Raw genomic sequence first — 21,798 nt, 5'->3', positions numbered from 1 at the left:
CTTGAATATTCTAATCGTTGCCGCCACCCCATTCGAAATTGCAGCCCTTCGTGCGCACCTCAAGTCGAAGTTTGTACAAACCGCTGAGCATCAATTCCAAAAGGGCGATATCACAGTTGCGCTCCTGATCACTGGTGTCGGGTTGCCTCTTACAGGCTATGCCCTGGGGCGGGTATTGGCCCTGGAGGAGTGGAACCTGGTCATTAATGCGGGTATTGCGGGTACGCTGACCTCCAGGTTCAGCCCCGGCAGTGTGGTGCAGGTCGTCACAGAACGGTTTGCCGATCTGGGCGTAGAAGAAGCCGATGGCAGTTTCACTTCTGTACATGCGATGGGGCTGATTGAGAAAGGGCAACCTCCGTTTGAGGAGGACGGCCGCATGCGCAACCAGCATGCACAGGGCTTCGACTTTTTACCCCAGGCTCAGGGTATCAGCGTGAACCGGGTGCATGGCTCAGCTGCTTCCATTGAGCAATTGCGGGCCCGGTATCCGGATGCGGAGGTAGAATCTATGGAAGGTGCTGCCTTCTTTTACGCCTGTCTGATGGAAAAAATCCCTTTTCTGGAAATCAGAGCAGTCTCTAACTTTGTGGAGCCCCGAAACCGGGACAATTGGGAGGTGGAAAAAGCACTCTCGGCCCTAAACGAAACGCTCATTGAACTACTCAGCTCACTTTTTGCGACCTACTGATCAGGCTGACGGGCACTAAGGATTCGGATTTTACCGCTCATGTCTTTCCTGAGCTCAACGTCCTTAAAGTCTTCACTTTCAACAAGTGAAAGCACTTCATACCCATTGAACTCATTGAGCTCGAAGTATAATTTTCCGCCCGGTGCGAGCCGCTGCCTGGCCAAACGGGCGATGGCCCTGTAAAATACCAGTGCATCCTCCGTATCCGTAAATAAGGCCAGATGGGGCTCGTGCTGTAGCACATGTTCCGGCATGAGCCGGGCTTCAGAAGGTGGAATATAGGGTGGATTGCTCACCACGATGTCGTAGGTCGACAAGGTAGCCCATGCTGCTTCCTCCAAGATATTTGCCAGTTGAAAGTCCGCGGACAGGCCAAGGTGTGCTGCATTACGGTGCGCCACCTTCAGGGCATCCGGGCTGACATCCACTCCGGTTACGGCCCACTGTGGGCGCTCCTGCTTGAGCACTAATGGGATACAGCCGGTGCCGGTCCCGATATCCAATACCGACCGGGCGGTACCTGCTACATGCTCCTGAAGTATTTCGTACACCAGTTCTTCCGTTTCTGCTCTGGGAATGAGCGTATCCGGCGTCACAAAAAACTTCAACCCGTAAAAGTCAGCTTGCCCCAGTATGTACTGCAGGGGCTCTCCCTTCAGCAGGCGCTGTGCAATGACCTGAAGCTGTTTGGTGAGGTCGGCAGGAAAGAGATCTTCCCCATTCAGGTTGTGAATACCGAAGGCATCTTCGAACACAATACGGGCGATATTACGGGCTTCCCGCTCTTCGTAAATACCAGTGATTTGCTGAAAAAGATGCCGGTAAGCCTTAGCAGTTTTCATTGTGCAAAGGTAAGGATAAATGTAGAGCCGAAGCCCTCTGCGCTTTCAACCTCGATTGTGCCCCCCAGGGCTTCCACCTGATGCTTAGTCATGAATAAGCCCAGACCTTCTCCCCGGCTATCCCGATGCAGGCGCCCGCCCAGCTTAAAGATTTTGTCTTCGTACCGGGCCAGGTTGATGCCAATGCCGTAATCACGGACTCTGACTACGATGTTGCGCCCTTCCTGAATGCCGATGATATCCACGGTCTTCTTGTTTTTCGTCGTCCCGTACTTGATGGCGTTGGTGATGAGGTTGTGGAAGATACTGTCGAGATAGGCTGGCACAGAATTCACACAAAGGTCATCCGGCACCCCAACCAAAAACTGTATACCTTTTTTGAAGATGATTTCATTGTTGAGCTCAATCGCTCTTGTGATGGTTTCCACCAAATTGCACGGCACCCAGGTCGTCATGTCAAGGCTTTGCTCAAAATTGAGCAGCTCATTGACATTGGAAATCGTATTATTGAGCCGGTTGACGGTCAAATCCATCATGTCGAGGTACTCCTGATTTGCAGGCTCCGCCCGGACCATCTCCACCAGCCCCATCAGATTCGCAACGGAGGACCGGATATTATGAGACACCATAAAGGAAAAGTCCTTGAGCCGTTTGTTTTGATTGGTAGTGGTCTCAAGCAGCTTGTCGTGCTCTGCTGCCGCTATCTTTTGTTCATTGATGTCTTCAAAAATGCCGTACCAGACAATCCCGCCACCTTTTTTTAACTCCGGGCGGGCGCGTACCTGATTCCATTTGTACTGATCAGGGACTAATGTTTTTACGCGGTACTCCAAGTCCAGCTCGCTCAGGTCTCCTTGCACCGCATTCCCAATCGCTTGTTTTAAGCGCCCTACATCGTCTTCATGCACCGCTTCAAAGCCAGGCTCGGCTGAAGACTTTAACAGTTCAGGCGTCAACTTGTGATACAGCTGACTGACTTCCCGGCTGATGTACGGGAAATACAATTTGCCCTCAGGGGTGAGTTCCATTTGAAATACAGCACCCGGAACGTTTTGCATCATTTTATCCAGTTGCTCTTTATGGCTTTTGATGCTTTCCTGATGTGCCTTTTCTTTGGAAATATCCTGAGTCGTGGCAATTACTCCTATTATTTCACCGTACTCGTTACGGATGGGGCTGTCAATAATTTTAGCCGGGAAGTTCCGACCGTTTTTGTCCCGGTGGATTTGCTCCTGAACCCATTGTTTTCCGGCCATCAGTGCCGACTGTGCTGCTTCAATATCTCCAGGGTTGTACTCCTGAACGGTAATACTGATATTTTGCCCAAGAATCTCTTCACTGGAATAGCCGTAAGTCTTTTCCGCCGCCCGGTTCCAGTAGGTAACTGTCCCCTCAAGATCAAAGGCTACAGCAGGTTGCCCAATCGTATCCAGCAGCCTGCTTTTGAAGTTGAGTTCAGCAGCTACTTTTTGATGCTCACTCAGGTCAAAACCTAAGCATAAGAGTTGCACAGGGATGCCTTCTTCGTCTGTTATGGCCTGAAACTCCCAAAAGGAAGTCGCTGCTTCTTCCTGCCTATTTGTCGGCTTCCGGAGCTTTCCCCTAACTACTTTACCTGGCTCTGAGAGGCATTCCTGCACCATTTTAATACAGACACTTCGATCTTCTGCTACGATCGATAGCATAGAGTCTCTGCCTATCGCTTCCTCGGGGTTGACAATAAACTTTGTGCAAAAATAGTGATTCAGGTAAGTATATTTCCCCTCCAAATCGGTAACAACCACATAAACAGTCTGGCTTTCCAGTACCTTAGCAGCAATAGCGTCCTTTAAAAATTGCTCTCTTATCATTTTCGTGCATATTTGCGGGGAATAGGAAGTGTAACCTAGCTGGTAGAGCTACCTTCCTCCGAATGCAATATAATTGAATTTTCCTAATTTCTGACAATTCAAATGATGCGGAAGCTGCTTGTGATTGGATTGGTTTCCTGGGTGGTCATAGCTATCGTTTTACTGGGGTCCGGGGGGCATTCAGTCCTGGTCAGGCCTGGGCCTTGGGGGATCCCTCTGGGTAATAGTGTAGCCTGGACGGGGCTGATCGCTTTTCCCGCCGCTCAGCTACTGGGGTTGTACCATAGGCAAAACCGCGCAGCAGACCCGAGGATTGATATTTTTTATACCGCTGCATGGGGCGCCCTTTCGTTGAGTGGCGCATGGGGCGTATTGGGTTACGGGTTGTCGGGCAACTGGGCTTTTGTTTTCACTCCTGAAGCTGCAACATTTATTGGCAGCGCCGAAGCAGCAGCGTTTTTCACCTATTTGACAATCGCTACTGTAACCTTACCTTTATTAATTCTGATTTTATACCTGGTCTACCGAGCGTTATAAGAGCGTGTTGGGACTTTTGTCTTCTAGTCAAAAACTAACAATTTTTTGGTTATACGAGGCACGAAAACCGGAGTTTAGCCTTAGCTAAATAGCCTGTACCGCAGTTTTCGGGAAGGATTTTCGGGACGAAGTGTAAGCAAAAAAGTGTCCCGGCGCACCGGGACAGACCCATTACTAAAGTCCCAACACGCTCTAATCTTCCAGGTGCAAAGGCATGCCCTCCCGGCGGAAACGGCGGGTCAGCACTCCGGTAGTCGGTGAGCACAATACGGCAACCAACAGGAACACGCCCGAGGTGACAGCCATTGCCCCCGCTACCGAGCCGTCAATCCAAACCGCGAGAAAGTAGCCGCCTACTGCCGTCATAATACCCAGCACCACGGTAAGCAAGAGCATAACATGCAGCTTTTCGGTCAGCAGATAAGCCGTAGCGGGCGGTACAATCAAAAATGCGACCACAAGAATAGCCCCTACCGATTCAAATGCCACTACAGTGGTGACGGATACCGCACTCATCAGCAGGTAGTGCCAAAAGACGGTTGATATGCCAATCGCTGCTGCGTATTCCGGATTGAAAGTCGTAATCTTTAAGCCCCGGTACCCCAGCAAAACGAGTAACAAGACCAGCAGCAGCACCCCGCTCAGTATCCATACCGGGCGAGGGCCCATGATCTGGCCGCTTTCCGTGATCCACAAATCCAGTGGGATATAGGCAATTTCACCGTACAGCACACAATCCTGATCCAAGTCTACCTGCCCGGCATAGAGTGAAATCAGGATGATGCCCATAGCAAATAGCCAGGTAAAGGTGATGCCAATGGCTGCATCAATCTGCAGGCGGGCTTTCTGGTATAAAAATTCGATAATAAAGGTAGTCAGCACCCCAATAGCCGCAGCTCCGATGAGCATTGGGAGGACTTCCCGCGACTCTGCGAAGAGATAGGCAATAACGATACCTGGCAGGACGGCATGAGAGATGGCGTCACCCACCATTGCCATTTTGCGCAGTACCAGGAACACGCCGAGCAATCCACAGCTCGTGGCGACAAGCGCCCCCGTCAGGATAATCCAAAACGCATTCATGTGGTGGGCTTTTGGGGGTTTGGGTAAGGGATTACCGAGTCGTGCGGATCAAGAATGGGGTGGCCGAGCTCTTTCAGCAAGGCGGCTTCTACTTCGGGCGTGATGACGTGTTCAATTGCTTCTGCGGTATTGTGCACGTGGTCCGCTGCAAAGTTCATCCGTTCGGTCAGATACAGTTCCCAGAGGCGGTGCAGACGGACCACCCGGCGGCTTTCTTTTAGCCCGGCTGGGGTCAACGTGTAGGTGTCTGTGCCTTTATTTTCCAATAAACCCCTGCGTTGAAGTCGCCGCAATCCTTTGCGGAGGGCCCTATCTTCAAAAGGGCGCTGTTCCTGGATTTCCGGCAGGCTCACCTCCGTGGTGAAGGTTTGCGCTGCTTCTCCTACGCTGTAGAAAGCCTTGAGTATATTTTCCAGCAGGATTTTCCGGGTATTGCCTCTTTGCAGACGGATGCGCGCCCAAATACCCCGCTCGGGCGCTGCTACTATGGAAAAGAGCGCGATAACCGATAAAAGCACGACAATCCAGGGGCCGGTGGGCATAGCCGGAGCCGTATAGGAAATCCAAGAGCCAAAGACGCCGGAAAGAAAGCCAAAGACTGCCGCTAACAGCAGCATCGTCTGTATCCGGTCTGTCCAAAAGCGGGCAGCGGCAGCGGGAGTAATCAGCAGGGCGGCCATGAGTACTACCCCCACCGCCTGAATGCCTGTCGCTACTGCCAATACGGTGATGGTCGATAACAAAAACTCGAGCTGCCGCACCGGAAGCCCTATACTGTGGGCGAAAGCCGGATCGAAAGAGACCAGCTTGAAGGCGCGGAAAAAAGCCAGGACGAGGCTCAGTAGCACCATTGCGACTCCGCTGAACACCCAGATATCCTGACGGGTCATGGAGGCCGCTTTTCCGAAAAGGAATTTGTCCAGTCCTGCCTGATTGGCACTGCCGGAATGCTGTATCGAGGTCAGCAGTAAGATGCCGGCTCCAAAGAATACACTAAGCACTGCACCGATAGCAGTATCGGTACTGAGCTTGGTACGCGAAGTCAGATAATCCATTGCCAGCAGGGACACCCAACCGGCAATTACGGCACCAACGAGCAAATAAGCCGGGTGCTTATCGCCGGTAACGATAAAAGCGAGGCAAACACCGGGCAGAACGGCGTGCGCGATCGCATCCCCCACTAACGCTCGCTTCCGTAAAAAGGTGAACGTGCCCACAATAGCGGCACTGACCCCCAAAAGCACCGTGCCTGCGGTAACCATCCGAACGTTGGGGTCTGAAAAAGTAAAAAAATCACTCATATTACTTGGGCTGATCTTTGAAGGAACTTTCCCGTATGGGAAATTCCCGGGCTTTGACCAGCTCACTGACCTGGGATAAAATGGTGAGCTGCCCGCCGTAGGCTTGTTGCAAATACTCAGTGGTAAAGACCGATGCCGTAGGCCCGCATTTGATCAGGCGGGTGTTGAGCAGCACAATCCAGTCAAAAAACTGATGGGCGGTTTGCAGGTCGTGGTGCACAATCAGTACCGTTTTGCCCGCCTGCTTCATCTCTTTGAGTAAGGTGAGAATGGCTTCCTCCGAGGCGGCATCCACTCCGGCAAAGGGCTCGTCCATCAGATAGAGATCGGCTTGTTGCGCCAGGGACCGTGCCACAAATACCCGCTGCTGCTGACCACCGGAAAGCTGGGCGATCTGCCGGTTGGCAAAAGGCAGCATCCCGACTTTGTCCAGTGCTTCATCGGCGAGTTTCCGGTCTGTTTTGCTCAGGCGGCCGAGGAGTTTGTTTTTGCGATAACGCCCCATCAGGGCCACTTCCCGGACACTGATCGGAAAGTCCCAGTCTACACTTTCACGCTGCGGCACGTAACTGATGCGGGAGCGCACTGCGTCCAGGCTCTGCCCAAAAAGGCGTACATAGCCGCTACTGGGCTGCACCAGGTTCATTATACTTTTGAGCAAAGTGGTTTTTCCGGAACCATTGGGCCCCAGGACGCCGATAAGTTGCCCTTCCGGGACCTCAAAGTCGATGTCCCAGAGTACCGGTCGCCGGTTGTAAGCGACGGTGAGGTTGTGTGTCTCAATTGCAGTATTCATTGCTTTGACCTAAAATTATCTGAGTGCTGAAACGATCGTCCGCACATTCGCCCGCACCATGCCCGGGTAAGTGCCTGCCTCTGTTTGCTCAGCGCCCATAGCATCCGAAAAAAGCATCCCGCCAATTTTAGTGCTGTGCCCCCGCTGTTCCACCCCTTCCACTACAGCCTCCAGGGATTTAGCAGGCACGGAACTCTCCACAAAGACCGCTTTTATTTTCCGGGAGGCGATGAAGTCCACCAGTTCAGTTACATCGCGGAGCCCGAATTCTGAAACCGTTGATATCCCCTGTAGCCCCCGCACCTCGATGCCGTAGGCTCGCCCAAAGTACTCAAAAGCATCATGAGCAGTAATGAGTACCCGTTGCTTTTCGGGTATATTTTGAATCTCAGAAGCTACCCAAAGGTGTAGTTCATTGAGTTTTTTCTGGTACTGACGGGCATTATCCTCATAGGCTGTTTGGTGAGCGGGGTCAATGCGCCCCATTTCCTCTCCGATGATACCCGCAACTTTTGACCACAGGCTGATATCAAACCATACATGCGGGTCATAGGCGCTTGCGTAATCCGTTGAATTGATCAGGTCGGGCTTGGGGAGCTGATCGGCAACGGCTACCACGGGTTTGAGCCGGGCCAGCTTTTCAAGTACCTCCCCCATTTTACCTTCCAAGTGTAAGCCATTATAGAAGATCGCATCCGCCTCCGTGAGCCTTTTTAAATCTCCCTGCGTAGCTTTGTACAGGTGAGGGTCAACTCCCGGCCCCATCAGTACATCTACCCTGGCATATTCACCGGCTATGTTTTCTAGCGCATCCGCAATCATACCGGTTGTGGCCACAACTCTTAGCTTTCCGCCCGCTGCATCGGATGCAGCGGGCGGTGCCCCGCAGCTGTACAGCAACACCAGGCTGAACAGCAATGGGAACAGTTTTTTTTGAATCATTATCCTAGGTTTGATGCTATGTGTACAGTTGGATGGGTTGATTTGTTTTAGGCAAATCTAAAAATATTTTTTGAGTCATCACATATCTTGCTGTTGCTGGTTACAGTTGGTATTTGTTTCGTATCTTTCAGTGCACTCTTAGAGCTTGTTAGGATTTTACCCTTTGGGCTGCTCTTGTCAAATTTCGTCCTGCTGTTGCTTTCCCGCCTGCCAAAGTCTTGTACGGCCTCCGGAGGCCAAAGCCCGCAGGCGACGGGACACGGGCAGGTCGGTCATGAAGCTCAGGCTATGTGATTCAAGATTGGGCCCTTTAATCCCATTTTTGAATGTCTCGCGCCTCGATCAGAACAAAATTTGGCTACGTTCGCTTAAAAAGCAAAATTCCAACATGTTCTTAGTCATTTCAACTCAAACCTTTTTGCACCAACTCGAATTTATAAACTTGTTAAATCCTAATCGCATTTATGAAGCAACGACTATTGATTTTAGGCATTCTCCTTGGGTTTTGTGAGGTAGCCAGTGCACAATCCCTACTCGAAAATGAACATGGCGACCCTGTGCCCCTGCGCAGCATTACCTCGGAAAGCGTCTGGCATGAATTCCGTAATGAAGAAACAACCCTACCCGCGGGTGATGAGGTAGAAGGGGACTACATCGGGCAGATGGCTTTTACGGCAGATGGAGCGTATGTGCTCGTGCCTCACCGGCAAACGAATAACATTTCCGTTATAGAATGGGAAACCGGTGCATTTGTAACCAATATCTCCGTAGGGGGAGCGCCAATGGAAATTACCGTAATGGACACTATGGCTATCGTGCCATGCTTTGCAAGCGATGAAGCCTATTTGATCAACCTCAATGATTTTACCGTGGCGGGGGTCATACCCACGAGCGCACAGCCCGTCAAGGCGCGCATTAGCCGGGATGGCCGTATTGCAGCCGTGGCCTGCGATGAAAACGATGTGCTGGAAGTGATTGACCTGGCCAGCAAGACTCTCCAAACGACGATCCCTCAATTCAACAGCTACCTCTACCGGTTTTCTTCGATTACTTCCAATCCACGCAATACCGTTTACTGGAGCGGCTTTGAGTTGAGCCCGGATGGTAGCCTGGCGGTGGTAGGGGGGCAGAATGCGCTGCAGTTCTTTGATACCAATACCGGCGAACTGGTACAGGAGCTTCCGGAAGTGCCTAACGCCGGGCAGGTCAGCCTGAGCGGTGATGGCACACACTTGGTAGCCGCAAGTACGGGTAACGAGGGCAAGCTCAGCAGGGTGGAAATGGCTTCCCTGAGCCTGGTCGGGCAGCTGACGCCTCCCGGCAGCATCGGTAGCAGCTACAGCTCAGTGGCCGTTAATATGGATGGTACGCGTGCAGCAGTCCCCAGCTTTTCGGGGGAGATCTACCTGGGGCGGTTTGATGAGCAGGATGTAATCAGTATCAATACCACCTCCTCCCCTAGCTGGATTTTCTCCTCAGCTGATTATCAATACGCTATTGGCGGGCAGTTTTACCTTAATATTGTTGATTTTGAAACCGGAGCAGTTGTAGGCTCCAGCCAGGGTATTCCTATTCAGAACGGGGCCGTGTCGCCAACCAATAACCGCATCGTCGCGACTGACCCCCTGCGCTTCGAAGGGCTCGACTATTACGAATTTGAAGACCCCACGAGCCTGAATTACCTGATGCGCACCCCTACCGGCTCCCCGATAGAAGCAGATGCTGCCTATTCGGCCCGGCTAACGCCTGACTTGTCAAGAGTGTTGGTCTCTAACCCGCTGTCGGGGACGCTGTCAGTGATCGACCTTGAGGCGGAAGCACTGCAGGCTATCATTCCTTTGAGCAGCGCGGAAAACTACTTTTCGGCGGTAAGTCCTGATGGTAACTACGCTTATGTTCCCAAACGCAATGAAGATCAGGTTGATGTGATCGACCTGCAGACTTTTGAGGTGGTCAAAACCGTCAACAGCGGCGGAGACCGGCCGGATCAGGTTTATATCCTGCCGGATGGCGAACATGCCTATGTCCTTAACGCAGGCGGAGTAGACCGGATCGGCGTGCTGACCCTAGCGGGCCCGGACACTGAACTTGAAGACGCTTTCAATTCCGGTAATACAGGGATCAGCTGGATCAATTACGGGCTGAGGAACAACTTGCAAATTACGGAGGATGGAGCTTACGGGGTATTGGCCACTCCATTTGACGATGCCGTACAGGTCATTGACCTCAGTACGAATGAAATCGTTGCTTCTGTACCAATGGAGGGCTTTGCACTGCGTGTAGCGCTTTCCGATGATATCCCCGGCATTGGGCAATTTGCAGCCGTTACTTTGCGCAATGGAGAAGCCATCGCCATCATTACCCCGATTGGGCCCAACGCTGGTTTGCTGGACACTTACGATATCGGCGGGGTTCCCACCCGCATCGCTTACGATGCTTCCCAACGAGCCTTCCTCATTTGTGATCAGTCCGGCAAAGTGGTCCGTGTTTTCAACATCGACAACCTGAGCTTTGATGCTCCCATTAGTTTTGCAGGTGGGCGCATACCGGTTGCCGTCGTGGTGGATACCCTCGGCGTTCAGTATACCCTGCTTAGAGCAGACAATACGGAACAAAGCAATCAGATTCAAATTGGTGATGAAGTCTTTGACTTGCCGGGGCTCCCTGTTCAAAATATTGACGTGGCACCGGATGGCAGCGTGGTGGTCGTTCCGCTGATTGCAGAAGACGCCATTTTTGTGATCAAGCGGACGGTTACCGGTACGAAAGCCTTTACGGTTCCGGTTACTGTACCTGAGGGCTATCGCGTTTTCCCCAACCCGGTAACAGCAACCGCAACATTTGAATGGCAGAAGGAAAGCATTGCCCCGGTACCAGAAGTCGCCTTACTGATTTTTGACGCCGGCGGTAAGCTTATCCTCGAGCAGGATGGACTGCCCGCTACACAGTTTCAGTTTCATAAGCAAGCCCTTCCTGCCGGCACCTATACTTTTCAGGTCAGGGGAGGACAACAGATTCTTGGTGCTGGCCGGCTGATCGTCCGGTAAAGGCATTCAGCAGCAAACAGGAACGGCAAAGCGCAGAAAAACCGCGCTTTGCCGTTTTTATTAGACTTGATGCGTCGGGTCAGTGCAGTGGGAAAATGAGTTATTTTCAACCACGGATCCCGATAATTACCAGGATTTCAGGATTTTAGCCTGAGCTAATGGACTAAAAAAAGGCATAGCCTGTGAAGAGGCAGCGCTATTTTAACCCTGTAATGATCCCCGACCCATCAAGTCTATTTTACCAGAATAAGGCGTAGAGTGCAGTCAGGATAATCATGATAGCAATGGCACTGATGTTGAATACTGCCCCGGTGGCAAAGTAACCTGGTGCGAGCTTCAGGCTCTTTTCGTCATCAGCACCCTTATTTTCCAGCTGGCTCACGACCATGATTATACCGATAGTCAGCAGGCAGGTGTACAGCATTTGTTGTAGAAAGGGCAGGGAAATAAATAACCCTTCCATAGCAGAACCTGCTGCCCATCCCTTGGGCCCGACTTTGAAATACATAGCAATAGGGATAGACGTCAATACCCCCCAAATCGCAGCGTTGTTTGTAGATTTTCTCCAGAAAAGCCCCATCAGGAATACAGCCAGGATACCCGGGGAAACGATACCCGTATACTCTTGAATATACTGAAAGACCTGCCCAAGATTCGCCAGCTGTGGCGCGACAAGCACTGCAATAACCAGGGCTACCGCTACAGTGATCCGCCCTACCCGTACCATCGCGCTCTGGCTAGCCCCTGGATTGATGTAAGGCTTGTAGATATCCATAGTAAAGATGGTGGAAGTGGAATTGAGCATAGAAGCCAAGGATGATACGATGGCGGCAGCGAGTGCAGCCAAAACCAGTCCCTTTAGCCCGGGCGGAATAAAGTTGCTAATCAGCCAGGGTGCAGCATTGTCATTGACAATGGTACCTTCTGCATTGATAAAACTGGGATCTAGAGAGGCTGCCGTGACGGCACCGTTGGGGTCCATATTCAAAACGTAGGCAATCACTCCGGGGATTACCACAATCAGGGGTATGATGAGCTTCAGGAAAGCTGCAAAGGCGATGCCACGCTGAGACTCACGCAGGCTTTTGGCAGCCAGCGTACGCTGAATGATGTACTGATTGAAGCCCCAGTAGTAAAGGTTGGCGACCCAGAGCCCGCCAATAAGCACCGCCAGCCCTGGCAAATCCAGCCAGGCATCACGCCCGTTAGGGGTTATGATTTCCCCTTTGGAAATGATCATGGAGAATTTTTCAGGCACCACTTCGTAGATATGGGCCAGCCCATTGAAGAAACCACCCTCCGGAGTGACCTGGTCCAACGCCAGATAGGTCATGACCAGCCCACCGATAATAAGGAGGGCTACCTGAATGACATCCGTCCAGGCAACTGCAGCAAGCCCGCCCCAGAGGGAGTAGGATGCCGCGAACAAAGATAGCCCGAGAATACTGTACATGACCAGGCTCCCGTCACCAGCACCAATGATGGTATCCAATGCTGTGGCACCGAGATAGAGCACCGAGGTCAGATTGACAAAAATGTACAGTCCGATCCAAAAGACCGCCAGGATGGTTTTGAGGTTGGTACTGTACCGCTGCTCCACAAACTCCGGGATGGTGTATAATCCTTTTTTGATGAATACCGGCAGGAAGTACTTGCCGACAATCAGCAGAGTGATAGCAGCCATCCATTCATAAGAAGCGATCGCCAGCCCGATGGCGAAGCCCGAGCCTGACATGCCGATAAACTGCTCCGCAGAAATGTTTGCAGCAATCAGGGAAGCACCAATTGCCCACCAGGGCAGGGACTTGCCAGCCAGAAAGTAATCTTCTGCCGTTTTGACTTCTCCCTTTTTGGTACGAGACACCCAAAGTCCAATGGATAGAATCAGGACGCCATAGGCGACGAAAATGACATAGTCAATGTACGCAAAGCCCATAAACTCAGTTTTTCGTTTGTTTTAAAGTTAATTTTTCTTGCCTTTAAATTAGGCATCTTCTTGCTGATCCCGGACAACTTCTCAAAACAATATTTGCTAGCTGTACCCTAAACTCCCGAAAAGGCGCTAAAACCGCCGTCTACAGGGACCACAATCCCCGTAACGAAGCGGGCGGCATCGCTACACAGCCATTGCACTGCACCGATGAGTTCCTCCGGCTCGCCGAAACGGTTCATCGGGGTCTGGGAAAGGATCGTTTGAGCACGTGCCGTGTAGGTACCGTCACTATTGAGAAGGAGGCTGCGGTTTTGTTCGCCAATAAAAAACCCGGGGGCGAGGGCATTCACCCGTATTCTCTCGCCGTATTTCTGTGCCATTTCTACGGACAGCCAGCGCGTGAAATTATCAATTGCTGCTTTTGCGGCGCTGTAGCCCATCACCCGCGTTAGTGGCAGTTGGGCGGCCATGGAGGAGATATTCAGGATCACCCCGCTTTTTTGTTGGTGCGCCATGACTTCGCTAAAGACTATAGTCGGCAGTAGTGTGCCTTGTAAGTTGAGCTGAACGACCTGGCTGAAGTCGGGTACCGACAGGTCAAAAATTTCCTGATCGGGTTGTACAACGGCCCCGGGCTTATTCCCACCGGCTGCGTTGATGAGGATATCAATACGGCCCCACGTTGCCAGCACTTCTTGTTTACAAGCCTCAAGAGCAGGCTTGTCCAGCACATTCGCAATCAGTGGAATCGCCTCAAAGCCTTTACTGCGGAGCGCGGCAACCCTATCCCCGACTTTAGCGTCCGTACGCCCCAGAACCGCCAGTTTGCAGCCTGATTCTCCGAGCCCCTCTGCCATCGCACCGCCTAGCACGCCACTGCCCCCGGTAATCACGGCCACACGCCCGGAGCAATCAAATCGATTCATATTGTATTCTTTTTGGAGTTCACTTTAGCGACGAGCAATCAATAATTGTCGGTTTTCCAGGAGCGCTTTTTCCTTTATTCGGCGTTGAAGAACCACCAGCCTCAGCGCCACTAAGGTCGGGAATCCCGCCATTTTGCGGGACAGGCTTTGGCTAAAGAAAAAAGCGCTAGGCTATCTAAACACAACACTTATTAATCGCTCGTCGCTTAGGAAGGAGGTAATGCCCAAAGGTTTGTAATCTTACGCAGGCTCTTCACACGAGATCAGATCAAAGAAAAATCCCTCCGGGAAAACCGGTAGAACTACAAACTACGGGCGCAACGAAACCCCGTATGGTTGAGCCCGGTATCCGGGCTGGAGCTCATACGGCGGGCGTTCCGGTAGCCTGAGCAGTAGCTGTCGTTGCAGAGAAATGAGCCGCCCCGCAGCACTTTCTCGGCCTGATACGGCTGCATGGGGTTCCAGGCTTTTCTGGATTCCGGGTTTGGTTTTTTTGCCGCCTCCTTCTTATAAAAATCGTAATCGTACCAGTCGCTGCACCATTCCCAAACGTTGCCGGCCATATCGTAAAGCCCGTACCCATTAGGTGGGAAAGCACCAACGGGAGCGGTGAGGAAAAAACCATCTTTTTCCGTATTTTCATAAGGGAAAAACCCCTGCCAGTAGTTCGCTTTGGGAGGCCCCTCGCCTACCGGCTCATCGCCCCAGGGATAAATGGCTCCTTCCTTGCCGCCCCGGGCAGCCCATTCCCACTCTGCTTCAGTCGGAAGGCGCTTTCCGGCCCACTTCGCGTAAGCTTCGGCATCTTCCCAGGCGATCTGAACCACCGGATGTCTCATGCGGCCTTCGATAGAACTACCCGGGCCTTCGGGGTGCTGCCAGTTAGCGCCAACCGTCCACTGCCACCACTGCCCTACGTTGTTGAGCGGTACCGGGCCGTCTGTAGCTGTGAAAACAAGGGCACCCGGTTGCAACAGGCTGTCCGGTGGCCTGGGCGTGCCGGGCGGCACACTGGATTTCAACGTCTCCCAGTCAATGGCCCGTTCGGCTACGGTGAGGTAACCTGTGGCTTCCGCGAAAGCCTTAAACTCCTGGTTGGTGACTTCCCGGGCATCCATATAAAAAGAATCGATACGGACAGGGTGCTTGGGGTATTCATTAGGGTCTGCTTGTTCGTTGTCGCCCCCCATTTGCAGGGTTCCTCCGGGAATGAGTACCATCCCATCCGTATTCATTGTGCTACTTTTTGCAGCGGGCGCTGAGGATGGATGCGTTGAGGCAACCTCAGTAGGCGGTGCGTTATCCGGTCCGCAAGATTGAAAAAGCAGTGCAAAAGCAAAGCACCAAAGCAAACGATAAGTCATGTATAGCGGTTATTTTTTATAGTCCCGTTGGCTTCCGCACAAAATATTCAGCGGAGGCGTTTCATTTATGGTAAATCAAAAGTACCAAACAAAACTAAAACCAACCATGCAGCGGCACCTTTACCTATTTGCGCTATTATGGGTGAGCGCAGGGCTTTGGGCCCAAATGCCTGATCTCCGTTTTTTTAAAGATGTGGAAATGCGGATTGATACGTCCGTTTTCCGATGGACAGCACACCAACTGCAGTGGCAATCCGACTCTTATCTAGGGTTTGAATACCGGGAAGAAACTCCCACTGTGGAGTTCCGCTTCTACCCTATCGGACGAAGTGTTATTGAAAATGTAACGCTGCTGCCTTCCGGCGATTTCGAGCTTATCGACAGCCTTCGTTTGGTCAATGAAGAATACTACCGGCTGAAAATCCGGTTTAAGCCGATCACAAACCTGGATTTCCTTCAGCTTTCAATGGAAATTGTCTCCATTTATTCCCGCCAACCCTATTTGCTGGAATTCCGGATGTTCCCTACCACGCGTACCCGGGTCAGCTTCGAGTCGGCTGTTGATGAGTTATTTATAGGAGAAGAACGTGTTTTTAAGCTCCAAACCGGCAACCTGGACAACATCCGGCCACAGCCTAACTGGATCAGGGGCGGGGAAATCCCCTACCGGATCACCAAAGATAAAGGCAAACTGATGCTTCACCTGCTACCTGATGCGGTAGGAATCAAAACGCTGCAGGCTACGCTCGAAACAAGGAAGCCCTATCTGGATTCCACGCGGACACCACGCTATACGCTACCGCCCCTGGAGCGTGACTTCACCGTAAAACCGGCGAAGCTGGGCTTTCTGAAAGTGGAGCCCGGCCGTATGGTACTCGGTGACGACAACCGCGGTAAAGGCATTGAGGTGGAGCTCGACTATGATGCCGGACTGGAACTGGAAAAAACCTACCGCCTGGAAGCACAAGAACGGCCGGGCGGTGCCTTGGTCGCGGAGTTGTTTACCCGCAATATATTAGGCAACGGTAAGCTCCTGTGCTGGCTGCGCCTTTATGGCCATCACCGGCGCAATCAGGGCTACCTTTATATCAAGGATGGTGACCAGGCCAAATTCATTACTAATATGGACATCATGCCGGAGATGCAAATTGACCGGCTGAGCCTGCAGCGGGAGGGGCAAAATTGGCAATCAGGCAACCAGATTTATCCCGGTGAGCGGATCGGTATACGCATTGAGGGGCAGGAGCTCGACCGGGGCGATTTTAGTTTCGAAGGGCTCAAACAAGTAGAAAAAGATACCCTGACCAGTACGGCTGAAACACAAGTGTTTTGGGCGAGGGTCCCTATTGATATCATACAGCAAAAAGTACAGGTTTTTAACCACGATAAGCCGACCGGGCAATCCCTCAACATCAGGGAGTACGACCGCCCGAGGGTGCTGGACTTCATTACGCTCCGGTACGGGGAGCAAAAGATTGGGCTTAACGAAGCAGACAAATTACTTTTCGTAGAAGAAAATATGGATGACATTCTGCTGGCCTTCCGTCCGGAGCGCATTGACAGCGGGCTTTTGCATGGCCCACAGTACCTGAAAGCAGAAGTGGAAATCCGGGATCAGCGCAATCAGTTGGTCGATCAGCGGGAACTGCCGGGTTTTGTGGTTTGCCCCGCCCCGGAGTCCCCGCGGGCCAGCTTCTACAAACAACAACAGTGCCAGACCTTCGACATGAGCCTGAACAAATACCTGCGCAAAAAAATCTACGACCTGGATCTGTGGTCGACCATACGAGTCAAAATCTCTCATGATGAAGACCACTATGGGAAAAGCAAGGGCTTTAGTCAGACTTCAGAGTTTGTGCTTTACCGCCGTAGCAGCTTTGATATTGATGTGTCCTTCCCGGCAGGCCTGGTTATTAAACGGTTGAGCGAGCCGGGTTTTGGTAATTTAGGCGGGATCAGCATGGCCATGATAGCCCAGTTTAGTTTTTACAAAGACAAGAAGATCAACAAGCCCAAGCCTTATAAATTTGGTGCGGGCTTCCTGGCGTTCAATGCTTTCAACTTCAGTGAAAATAACACCAACCGGGATGTGGGGCTCGTAGGCCTCGTCAGTCTGTACCCGATCAAAACCAAGTACTCCAGCCGCTTGTCTTTCCCGCTGTTTGCCGGAGGCGGTTATTTTCTATCGGAGCAAAAGTGGTTTTTGCTGTTTGGGCCGGGTATACGGGTCCGATTGTAAAGAACTTTCTTTCTTTGTAGTATGAAATGCCAAATACGCTACCGACTCCTGCCGCTGCTCTTGCTGTTGGCACTTTTTAGTTGTAATAAATTGCGCAACTGGAAATACAATCCGCCGAATGTATTGCTCATTTCTGTTGAGGGCCTGAGCCGGTCACTTCCCTGCTACGGGGATATGGTTTTCCAAACGCCAAATATCGACCGACTGGCGATGCGGGCGGTGGTTTTTGAGGATGCCCTGGCTCAGCATCCTTTAGCAGAGGAAGCCATGACAAGCATTTTTACCGGTTGGTACCCCAATCTTTTTGGGACCATTCCTGGAGAGGGACCTTATCTGAATTCCCTGTTTCCGGGATTGGAATCGGGTGACTACCGCATTGCTTTTCCGGGGCTGAAACCTCCGGGTAAATCTGCCTACGATCCGATTAGGGTAGCCCACTTTGCGGAAAAGGCCGCATTGGAAGCACCAAATGCTGACTGGAACGCTGGCATCACAAGTCAGGTGATCGCTCTGTGGACTGAATACGAGGGCGACCCGTTTTTCATCAACGCCCACTACCAAATGAAGGCGATTTTACAAGACAGCAATCAGGTGGCTTATCAGGACGCCCTAACGGAAGTGGACAGGGAAGTGGGCCGCCTGCTGGACCAGCTGATGGACATTCAGGAGGCCAGCAACACCATCGTCATCCTGTTGGGCATAAACCCTATGGGTGTCCCAGCTGGAGACCTCGAACGGGAATACTTCAAACCACAATACATCAAAGTACCTTTCCTTTACTATGATTTCAAGCAGGATAGTAGCCACCGCGTACCCCAACTGACGGAGTTGCGCAGCCTCTTCCCCACCCTGGTGGAACGCTGCTTTGTGGATGGACAGCAAACGCATGCCTGTAATGCGCCTACGGTACAACAGATTTTGGATGGTGACTTTGGAGGAATAAAATATGCTGATTACGGGCGTAGCAGTAGCCTCAAGTATCATTCTTTATACACCCCAAACCTGCTTTACCTTTCTGATTATGAAGGTAATAGAGAACTGTTCCGCCTGAATGGTTTACAGACAGAACAGCTCCCCTCAGATTCCGTTTTGATGGATAGCCTTCGGTACATTTCCCATAGGAAGTACACCCTGTCTACGGTTGATTAACGATTAACCAAAATCCGGGTGTAAGCCACGTTTTCCTTCCCTTCTGCCCGGAGCAGATAAATGCCCGGCTGCCAGTCCGCAACAGATAACCTTTGCACACCTGTCCGCAATGGGCCACTCCAAATCAACTGCCCGCTGGCATTAAAGACGGTAGCCATAGCCGGTTCATTGGTTTCCACAAAGATCTCCCCCTGAGCGGGTACCGGATAAGCCTTTAGTGCGAGCGCATTGGAAAGACCGGTCTGATGTGTGCCTGTAATGGCAGTTGGTGCCACGTCGCCTGGCAAAGCAAAGACATCCCCATCTGACTGCAGGAAAAACCAATCGGAAATCGTGAAATTGGAGTTATTGGTCAATAAATCACCAATATAGCCAGTGAGTTCGACGCCCTCCTGATTGGTCCGGACAATAGAGACAATCGCTTTATCGGTTTCCACTCTGACCAGGTTCAGCAAGGGGCTATGTGCTGAGTGGAAGGCGCCTTCCTGCGCTTCAAAATGTAAATGGGTGAGCGTGCCCGGCTCAAAGTGGAGGGTGAAGGACAAGCCATAGGCATCCTGTACAGGCTGGCTGATTTCACCCAGGTAGACCGGAATACGATACTGCCCGCCTGATTCGGCTACCGGGCCAAGTGATTTTGGCTGCTCTTTTTCCGGGAAGCTGAAGGGGACAATTGGCGCTAACGGATGCGTAAGCCCCCAATTTTGCTCAATCGCCTCCATATCATCTGCCGTGATAAAGCCATCCCCGTTACAATCGCCATATTTGGCGTTAAATTCATAGGCAAAGGTGATGGTGCTCGGCCAGTTGAGCGCATATTGCCCCACCCAGTCAATACTGGCGTTCGCCCGCACAATACCTTCCCGGCCATAAGCCAGCCCGATCGCCCATTGGTCCATTTGATTAACGATACCATCGTTGCCTACATCGCCCGGCCAAACAAGATCGCACTGCCCTTCGGTTTCGTCGAGGAAGAGGAAAACAGTGGCCGTATCACAGCCAATGTCATTGCAAATCGCATAGCTGAAGGACTCTTCCTGAAGACAGGTGCTGAGATCGGGCTCGTAGAGAATGCTTCCATCCGGGTTCAGCGTGGCTATGCCAGTCTCAGGGAGGCTGACGAGGTACTGATCGGTAAGCGTGGTGCTGCTGACCCAGTCGTTGCTGAGCACATCAATGATTTTGCCCTCATCATAAGCAGTGGTATCGTAGTCGTCTACTGCGTCCAGCAAATTCGTGAAGACCCTCAGCACTAAGTAAGTGGTGTCGCAAAGCCCGGTATTGCCACAGGCGAGGAAGCAAAGGGTATCCTGCCCGGTTTGCAGGCCAGTATAAGTTGCGCATGCTGTGGTGGGATCGGTCAAAAGCGTGGCGGTTTGGATATTGCCGCAGGCTTCCGTGAAACTCACAACGCTCTGGAATAAATCCGTATTCACACAGAGGGTGCCTTCCTGTCCTATGGCAATGGAATCGGTCAGAACTTCAGCTATCGGTTTCACCAGCAAGGTTAGCTGCACAAGGCTGTCGCATCCGTTAGCAGCGGTAAAGGCTTCTTCATAAGTGCCAGCGGCGGTCAGGTTTTGATTGCCGAAGAGATAGGACTGCCCTTCGTTGATGCTGACCGTAATTTCAGATTCCAGCGGCGTCACGAATACCGTATAGTCCTGCGTACAAGTGCCCGCAGCATTGCCGTAAGTAAGCGTGTAGGTGGTGGTGGTGGGAGGATTCACTTCGATGGAGGCCCCAGTCATGCCATTGCTCCAGGAGAAATCGAAATCGACCAACAGGGTGGAATCATGGGTTGCCGTAAGAGTCACAGGGTCCCCGGCACAAGCCGCTGCATCAGAGGGCCCTTCTATCAGGAGAGGGTCCAGAATCGTGAGCTCAAAGACTTTCTCCCGGCAGGTCGCTCCTTTTATTTCTATGCTTAGGGTATCAGCTCCCTGTGCCAGGCTGTCCGCCATGATATCTATGGGCAGAAGCCAGGTGTCCGCCATTTCATCAATGGTGCCAGTGAGTGGGATTCCAACTAAGCCGACCCCGGCTGTTGCACCACCGGTGATGGAATAAGTCAGTGGATATTCCTCTTCCGGGAAAAGGCTGAGGTCGACCTCCAGCTCCTGAGGTGCACAGTCTTCGGTGATAGTCAAACGCTCTGTAGTGCCGTGGCTGCCGGAAAAGGAACAAAAGCTATTCGCCTCAAAGTAGATGCCAGAATCCCACCATGCGTCTCCAACATCAGCAATAACAAGGGTCATTTGGTACTCCTGACAAGGCACCACATCAGCTTTGGCCAGGAGTACATCTGTAAAGCCATTATAGCTGGGCGCGACAAAGGGCGGCACCTGATTGAACAGGTTGGCGTAGTCGAGTGAACCGTTGAATTCTTCAGAGCACCATGCCGGATGGCTTCCGGGATATCCGCCCGGCACACCATTATTGATGCTGTTAATAGATACCGGAAGTTCCGTGCCCGGAATCTGGGCGAGGTTGCGAATCGCGGAGGTTCCCGTCTCCGGGTCTGTACCTTCCAGGAAGAAACCAAACACGTCGTTAAAATTGCTGCATACAAAGTTGGGGTACTCATCAGAAGCAAAGACATAGCGGAACATGAGGGTATCGCCGGTGGGAATAAAGTTGATCCGGAATATAGCGACATCTCTGATCGTACTATTGTTGGAAATTGTGGCTATCTCCTCTGTGTAGGCATTGCTGTTATTAATGAAGGAGGCATCTCCAAAACTAGCCAAATCTGCCCCACCAAAGTTGCCGGAAGACTGTGCCAGTCCGGTTGTCATGAGGAAGCCCTGCTCCAGCCCAATAATATTACTGCCGCCGAGAAACCGGCCCACAGCCGGGCTTACCCCTTCAAATTGGATATCCGTGACTTCAATGCCCTCACCAAGGCATACATCTTCGATCAGCTCGATGGGCGTGAAGGTGGAATCCAGTGATCCGATCACCGTATAAGGTGCTTGTGCATAAAGGATGCCGGTCAGAAAAAGCAAGCTCAAAATCGTAAAAAACCTCATCTTCATTGGTTATGGTTTGATATCAGGATTATACATCGCTACGCCACCTCCGCCCTTCAATGGGCT

The 21,798-nt window shown here is 51.8% G+C and carries 15 protein-coding genes; 5 read left to right on the top strand and 10 right to left on the bottom strand.

Going from position 1 to position 21,798, the window contains the following annotated elements; translation table 11 throughout:
* The first annotated feature begins 1 nt into the window (after nucleotide 1).
* The gene (mqnB, locus tag RIC19_RS07345; protein WP_350177654.1) at nucleotides 2–691 is read left to right on the top strand and encodes a futalosine hydrolase; all 690 of its coding nucleotides are present in this window, start codon (nucleotides 2–4) and stop codon (nucleotides 689–691) included.
* Here mqnB and prmC read toward each other — a convergent pair.
* Both prmC and RIC19_RS07335 read right to left on the bottom strand, forming a co-directional pair.
* Nucleotides 685–1,533 (bottom strand): peptide chain release factor N(5)-glutamine methyltransferase, encoded by an 849-nt coding sequence (gene prmC / locus RIC19_RS07340; protein ID WP_350177653.1) that lies wholly within the window; start codon nucleotides 1,531–1,533, stop codon nucleotides 685–687. The two genes, mqnB and prmC, sit on opposite strands and share 7 nt — an antisense overlap.
* Entirely contained in the window at nucleotides 1,530–3,383 is a 1,854-nt protein-coding gene (locus tag RIC19_RS07335; protein WP_350177652.1) for a PAS domain-containing sensor histidine kinase, read from the bottom strand. The genes prmC and RIC19_RS07335 overlap by 4 nt, the downstream gene beginning before the upstream one ends.
* 105 nt (nucleotides 3,384–3,488) lie before the next feature.
* Between RIC19_RS07335 and RIC19_RS07330 the strand changes: the two genes are divergently transcribed.
* A complete protein-coding gene (locus RIC19_RS07330; RefSeq protein WP_350177651.1) occupies nucleotides 3,489–3,920 on the top strand; it encodes a hypothetical protein in 432 nt (143 codons plus the stop codon).
* A gap of 192 nt (nucleotides 3,921–4,112) precedes the next feature.
* On the opposite strand, the gene RIC19_RS07325 is transcribed toward RIC19_RS07330, so the two are convergent.
* From RIC19_RS07325 to RIC19_RS07310, 4 genes are read right to left on the bottom strand one after another with little or no spacing between them, the layout of a single operon-like run.
* Complete coding sequence (locus tag RIC19_RS07325; protein ID WP_350177650.1) at nucleotides 4,113–5,003, bottom strand: metal ABC transporter permease; 891 nt, start codon at nucleotides 5,001–5,003, stop codon at nucleotides 4,113–4,115.
* The gene (locus RIC19_RS07320; RefSeq protein WP_350177649.1) at nucleotides 5,000–6,304 is read right to left on the bottom strand and encodes a metal ABC transporter permease; all 1,305 of its coding nucleotides are present in this window, start codon (nucleotides 6,302–6,304) and stop codon (nucleotides 5,000–5,002) included. The genes RIC19_RS07325 and RIC19_RS07320 overlap by 4 nt, the downstream gene beginning before the upstream one ends.
* Nucleotide 6,305: 1 nt before the next feature.
* Nucleotides 6,306–7,100, bottom strand: a complete 795-nt coding sequence (locus tag RIC19_RS07315; RefSeq protein WP_350177648.1) for a metal ABC transporter ATP-binding protein — start codon at nucleotides 7,098–7,100, stop codon at nucleotides 6,306–6,308.
* Between the two features lie 15 nt (nucleotides 7,101–7,115).
* Entirely contained in the window at nucleotides 7,116–8,042 is a 927-nt protein-coding gene (locus RIC19_RS07310) for a metal ABC transporter solute-binding protein, Zn/Mn family (RefSeq protein WP_350177647.1), read from the bottom strand.
* A 464-nt stretch (nucleotides 8,043–8,506) separates the two neighbouring features.
* Between RIC19_RS07310 and RIC19_RS07305 the strand changes: the two genes are divergently transcribed.
* Complete coding sequence (locus tag RIC19_RS07305; protein WP_350177646.1) at nucleotides 8,507–11,089, top strand: YncE family protein; 2,583 nt, start codon at nucleotides 8,507–8,509, stop codon at nucleotides 11,087–11,089.
* A 238-nt stretch (nucleotides 11,090–11,327) separates the two neighbouring features.
* On the opposite strand, the gene RIC19_RS07300 is transcribed toward RIC19_RS07305, so the two are convergent.
* From RIC19_RS07300 to RIC19_RS07290, 3 genes are all read right to left on the bottom strand, one after another.
* Nucleotides 11,328–13,025 (bottom strand): sodium/sugar symporter, encoded by a 1,698-nt coding sequence (locus tag RIC19_RS07300; RefSeq protein ID WP_350177645.1) that lies wholly within the window; start codon nucleotides 13,023–13,025, stop codon nucleotides 11,328–11,330.
* Between the two features lie 107 nt (nucleotides 13,026–13,132).
* Nucleotides 13,133–13,948 carry an SDR family oxidoreductase gene (locus RIC19_RS07295; RefSeq protein ID WP_350177644.1) on the bottom strand — a complete coding sequence of 272 codons (816 nt, stop codon included), beginning with the start codon at nucleotides 13,946–13,948 and terminating at the stop codon, nucleotides 13,133–13,135.
* A gap of 302 nt (nucleotides 13,949–14,250) precedes the next feature.
* Complete coding sequence (locus RIC19_RS07290) at nucleotides 14,251–15,183, bottom strand: formylglycine-generating enzyme family protein (RefSeq protein WP_350177643.1); 933 nt, start codon at nucleotides 15,181–15,183, stop codon at nucleotides 14,251–14,253.
* Nucleotides 15,184–15,418: 235 nt separating this feature from the next.
* Here RIC19_RS07290 and RIC19_RS07285 point away from each other — a divergent pair, with 235 nt between their 5' ends.
* Nucleotides 15,419–17,551, top strand: a complete 2,133-nt coding sequence (locus RIC19_RS07285) for a hypothetical protein (RefSeq protein WP_350177642.1) — start codon at nucleotides 15,419–15,421, stop codon at nucleotides 17,549–17,551.
* Nucleotides 17,552–17,572: 21 nt separating this feature from the next.
* On the top strand, nucleotides 17,573–18,700 hold the full coding sequence (locus RIC19_RS07280) for a sulfatase-like hydrolase/transferase (protein WP_350177641.1): 1,128 nt from the start codon (nucleotides 17,573–17,575) through the stop codon (nucleotides 18,698–18,700).
* On the opposite strand, the gene RIC19_RS07275 is transcribed toward RIC19_RS07280, so the two are convergent.
* Nucleotides 18,697–21,738 carry a choice-of-anchor L domain-containing protein gene (locus tag RIC19_RS07275; RefSeq protein WP_350177640.1) on the bottom strand — a complete coding sequence of 1,014 codons (3,042 nt, stop codon included), beginning with the start codon at nucleotides 21,736–21,738 and terminating at the stop codon, nucleotides 18,697–18,699. The two genes, RIC19_RS07280 and RIC19_RS07275, sit on opposite strands and share 4 nt — an antisense overlap.
* Between the last annotated feature and the right edge of the window lie 60 nt (nucleotides 21,739–21,798).

The sequence above is a fragment of the Phaeodactylibacter sp. genome (genome assembly GCF_040219495.1).
Taxonomy (GTDB): Bacteria; Bacteroidota; Bacteroidia; order Chitinophagales; family Saprospiraceae; genus Phaeodactylibacter.
This window is presented reverse-complemented; position numbering and strand designations above follow the sequence as displayed.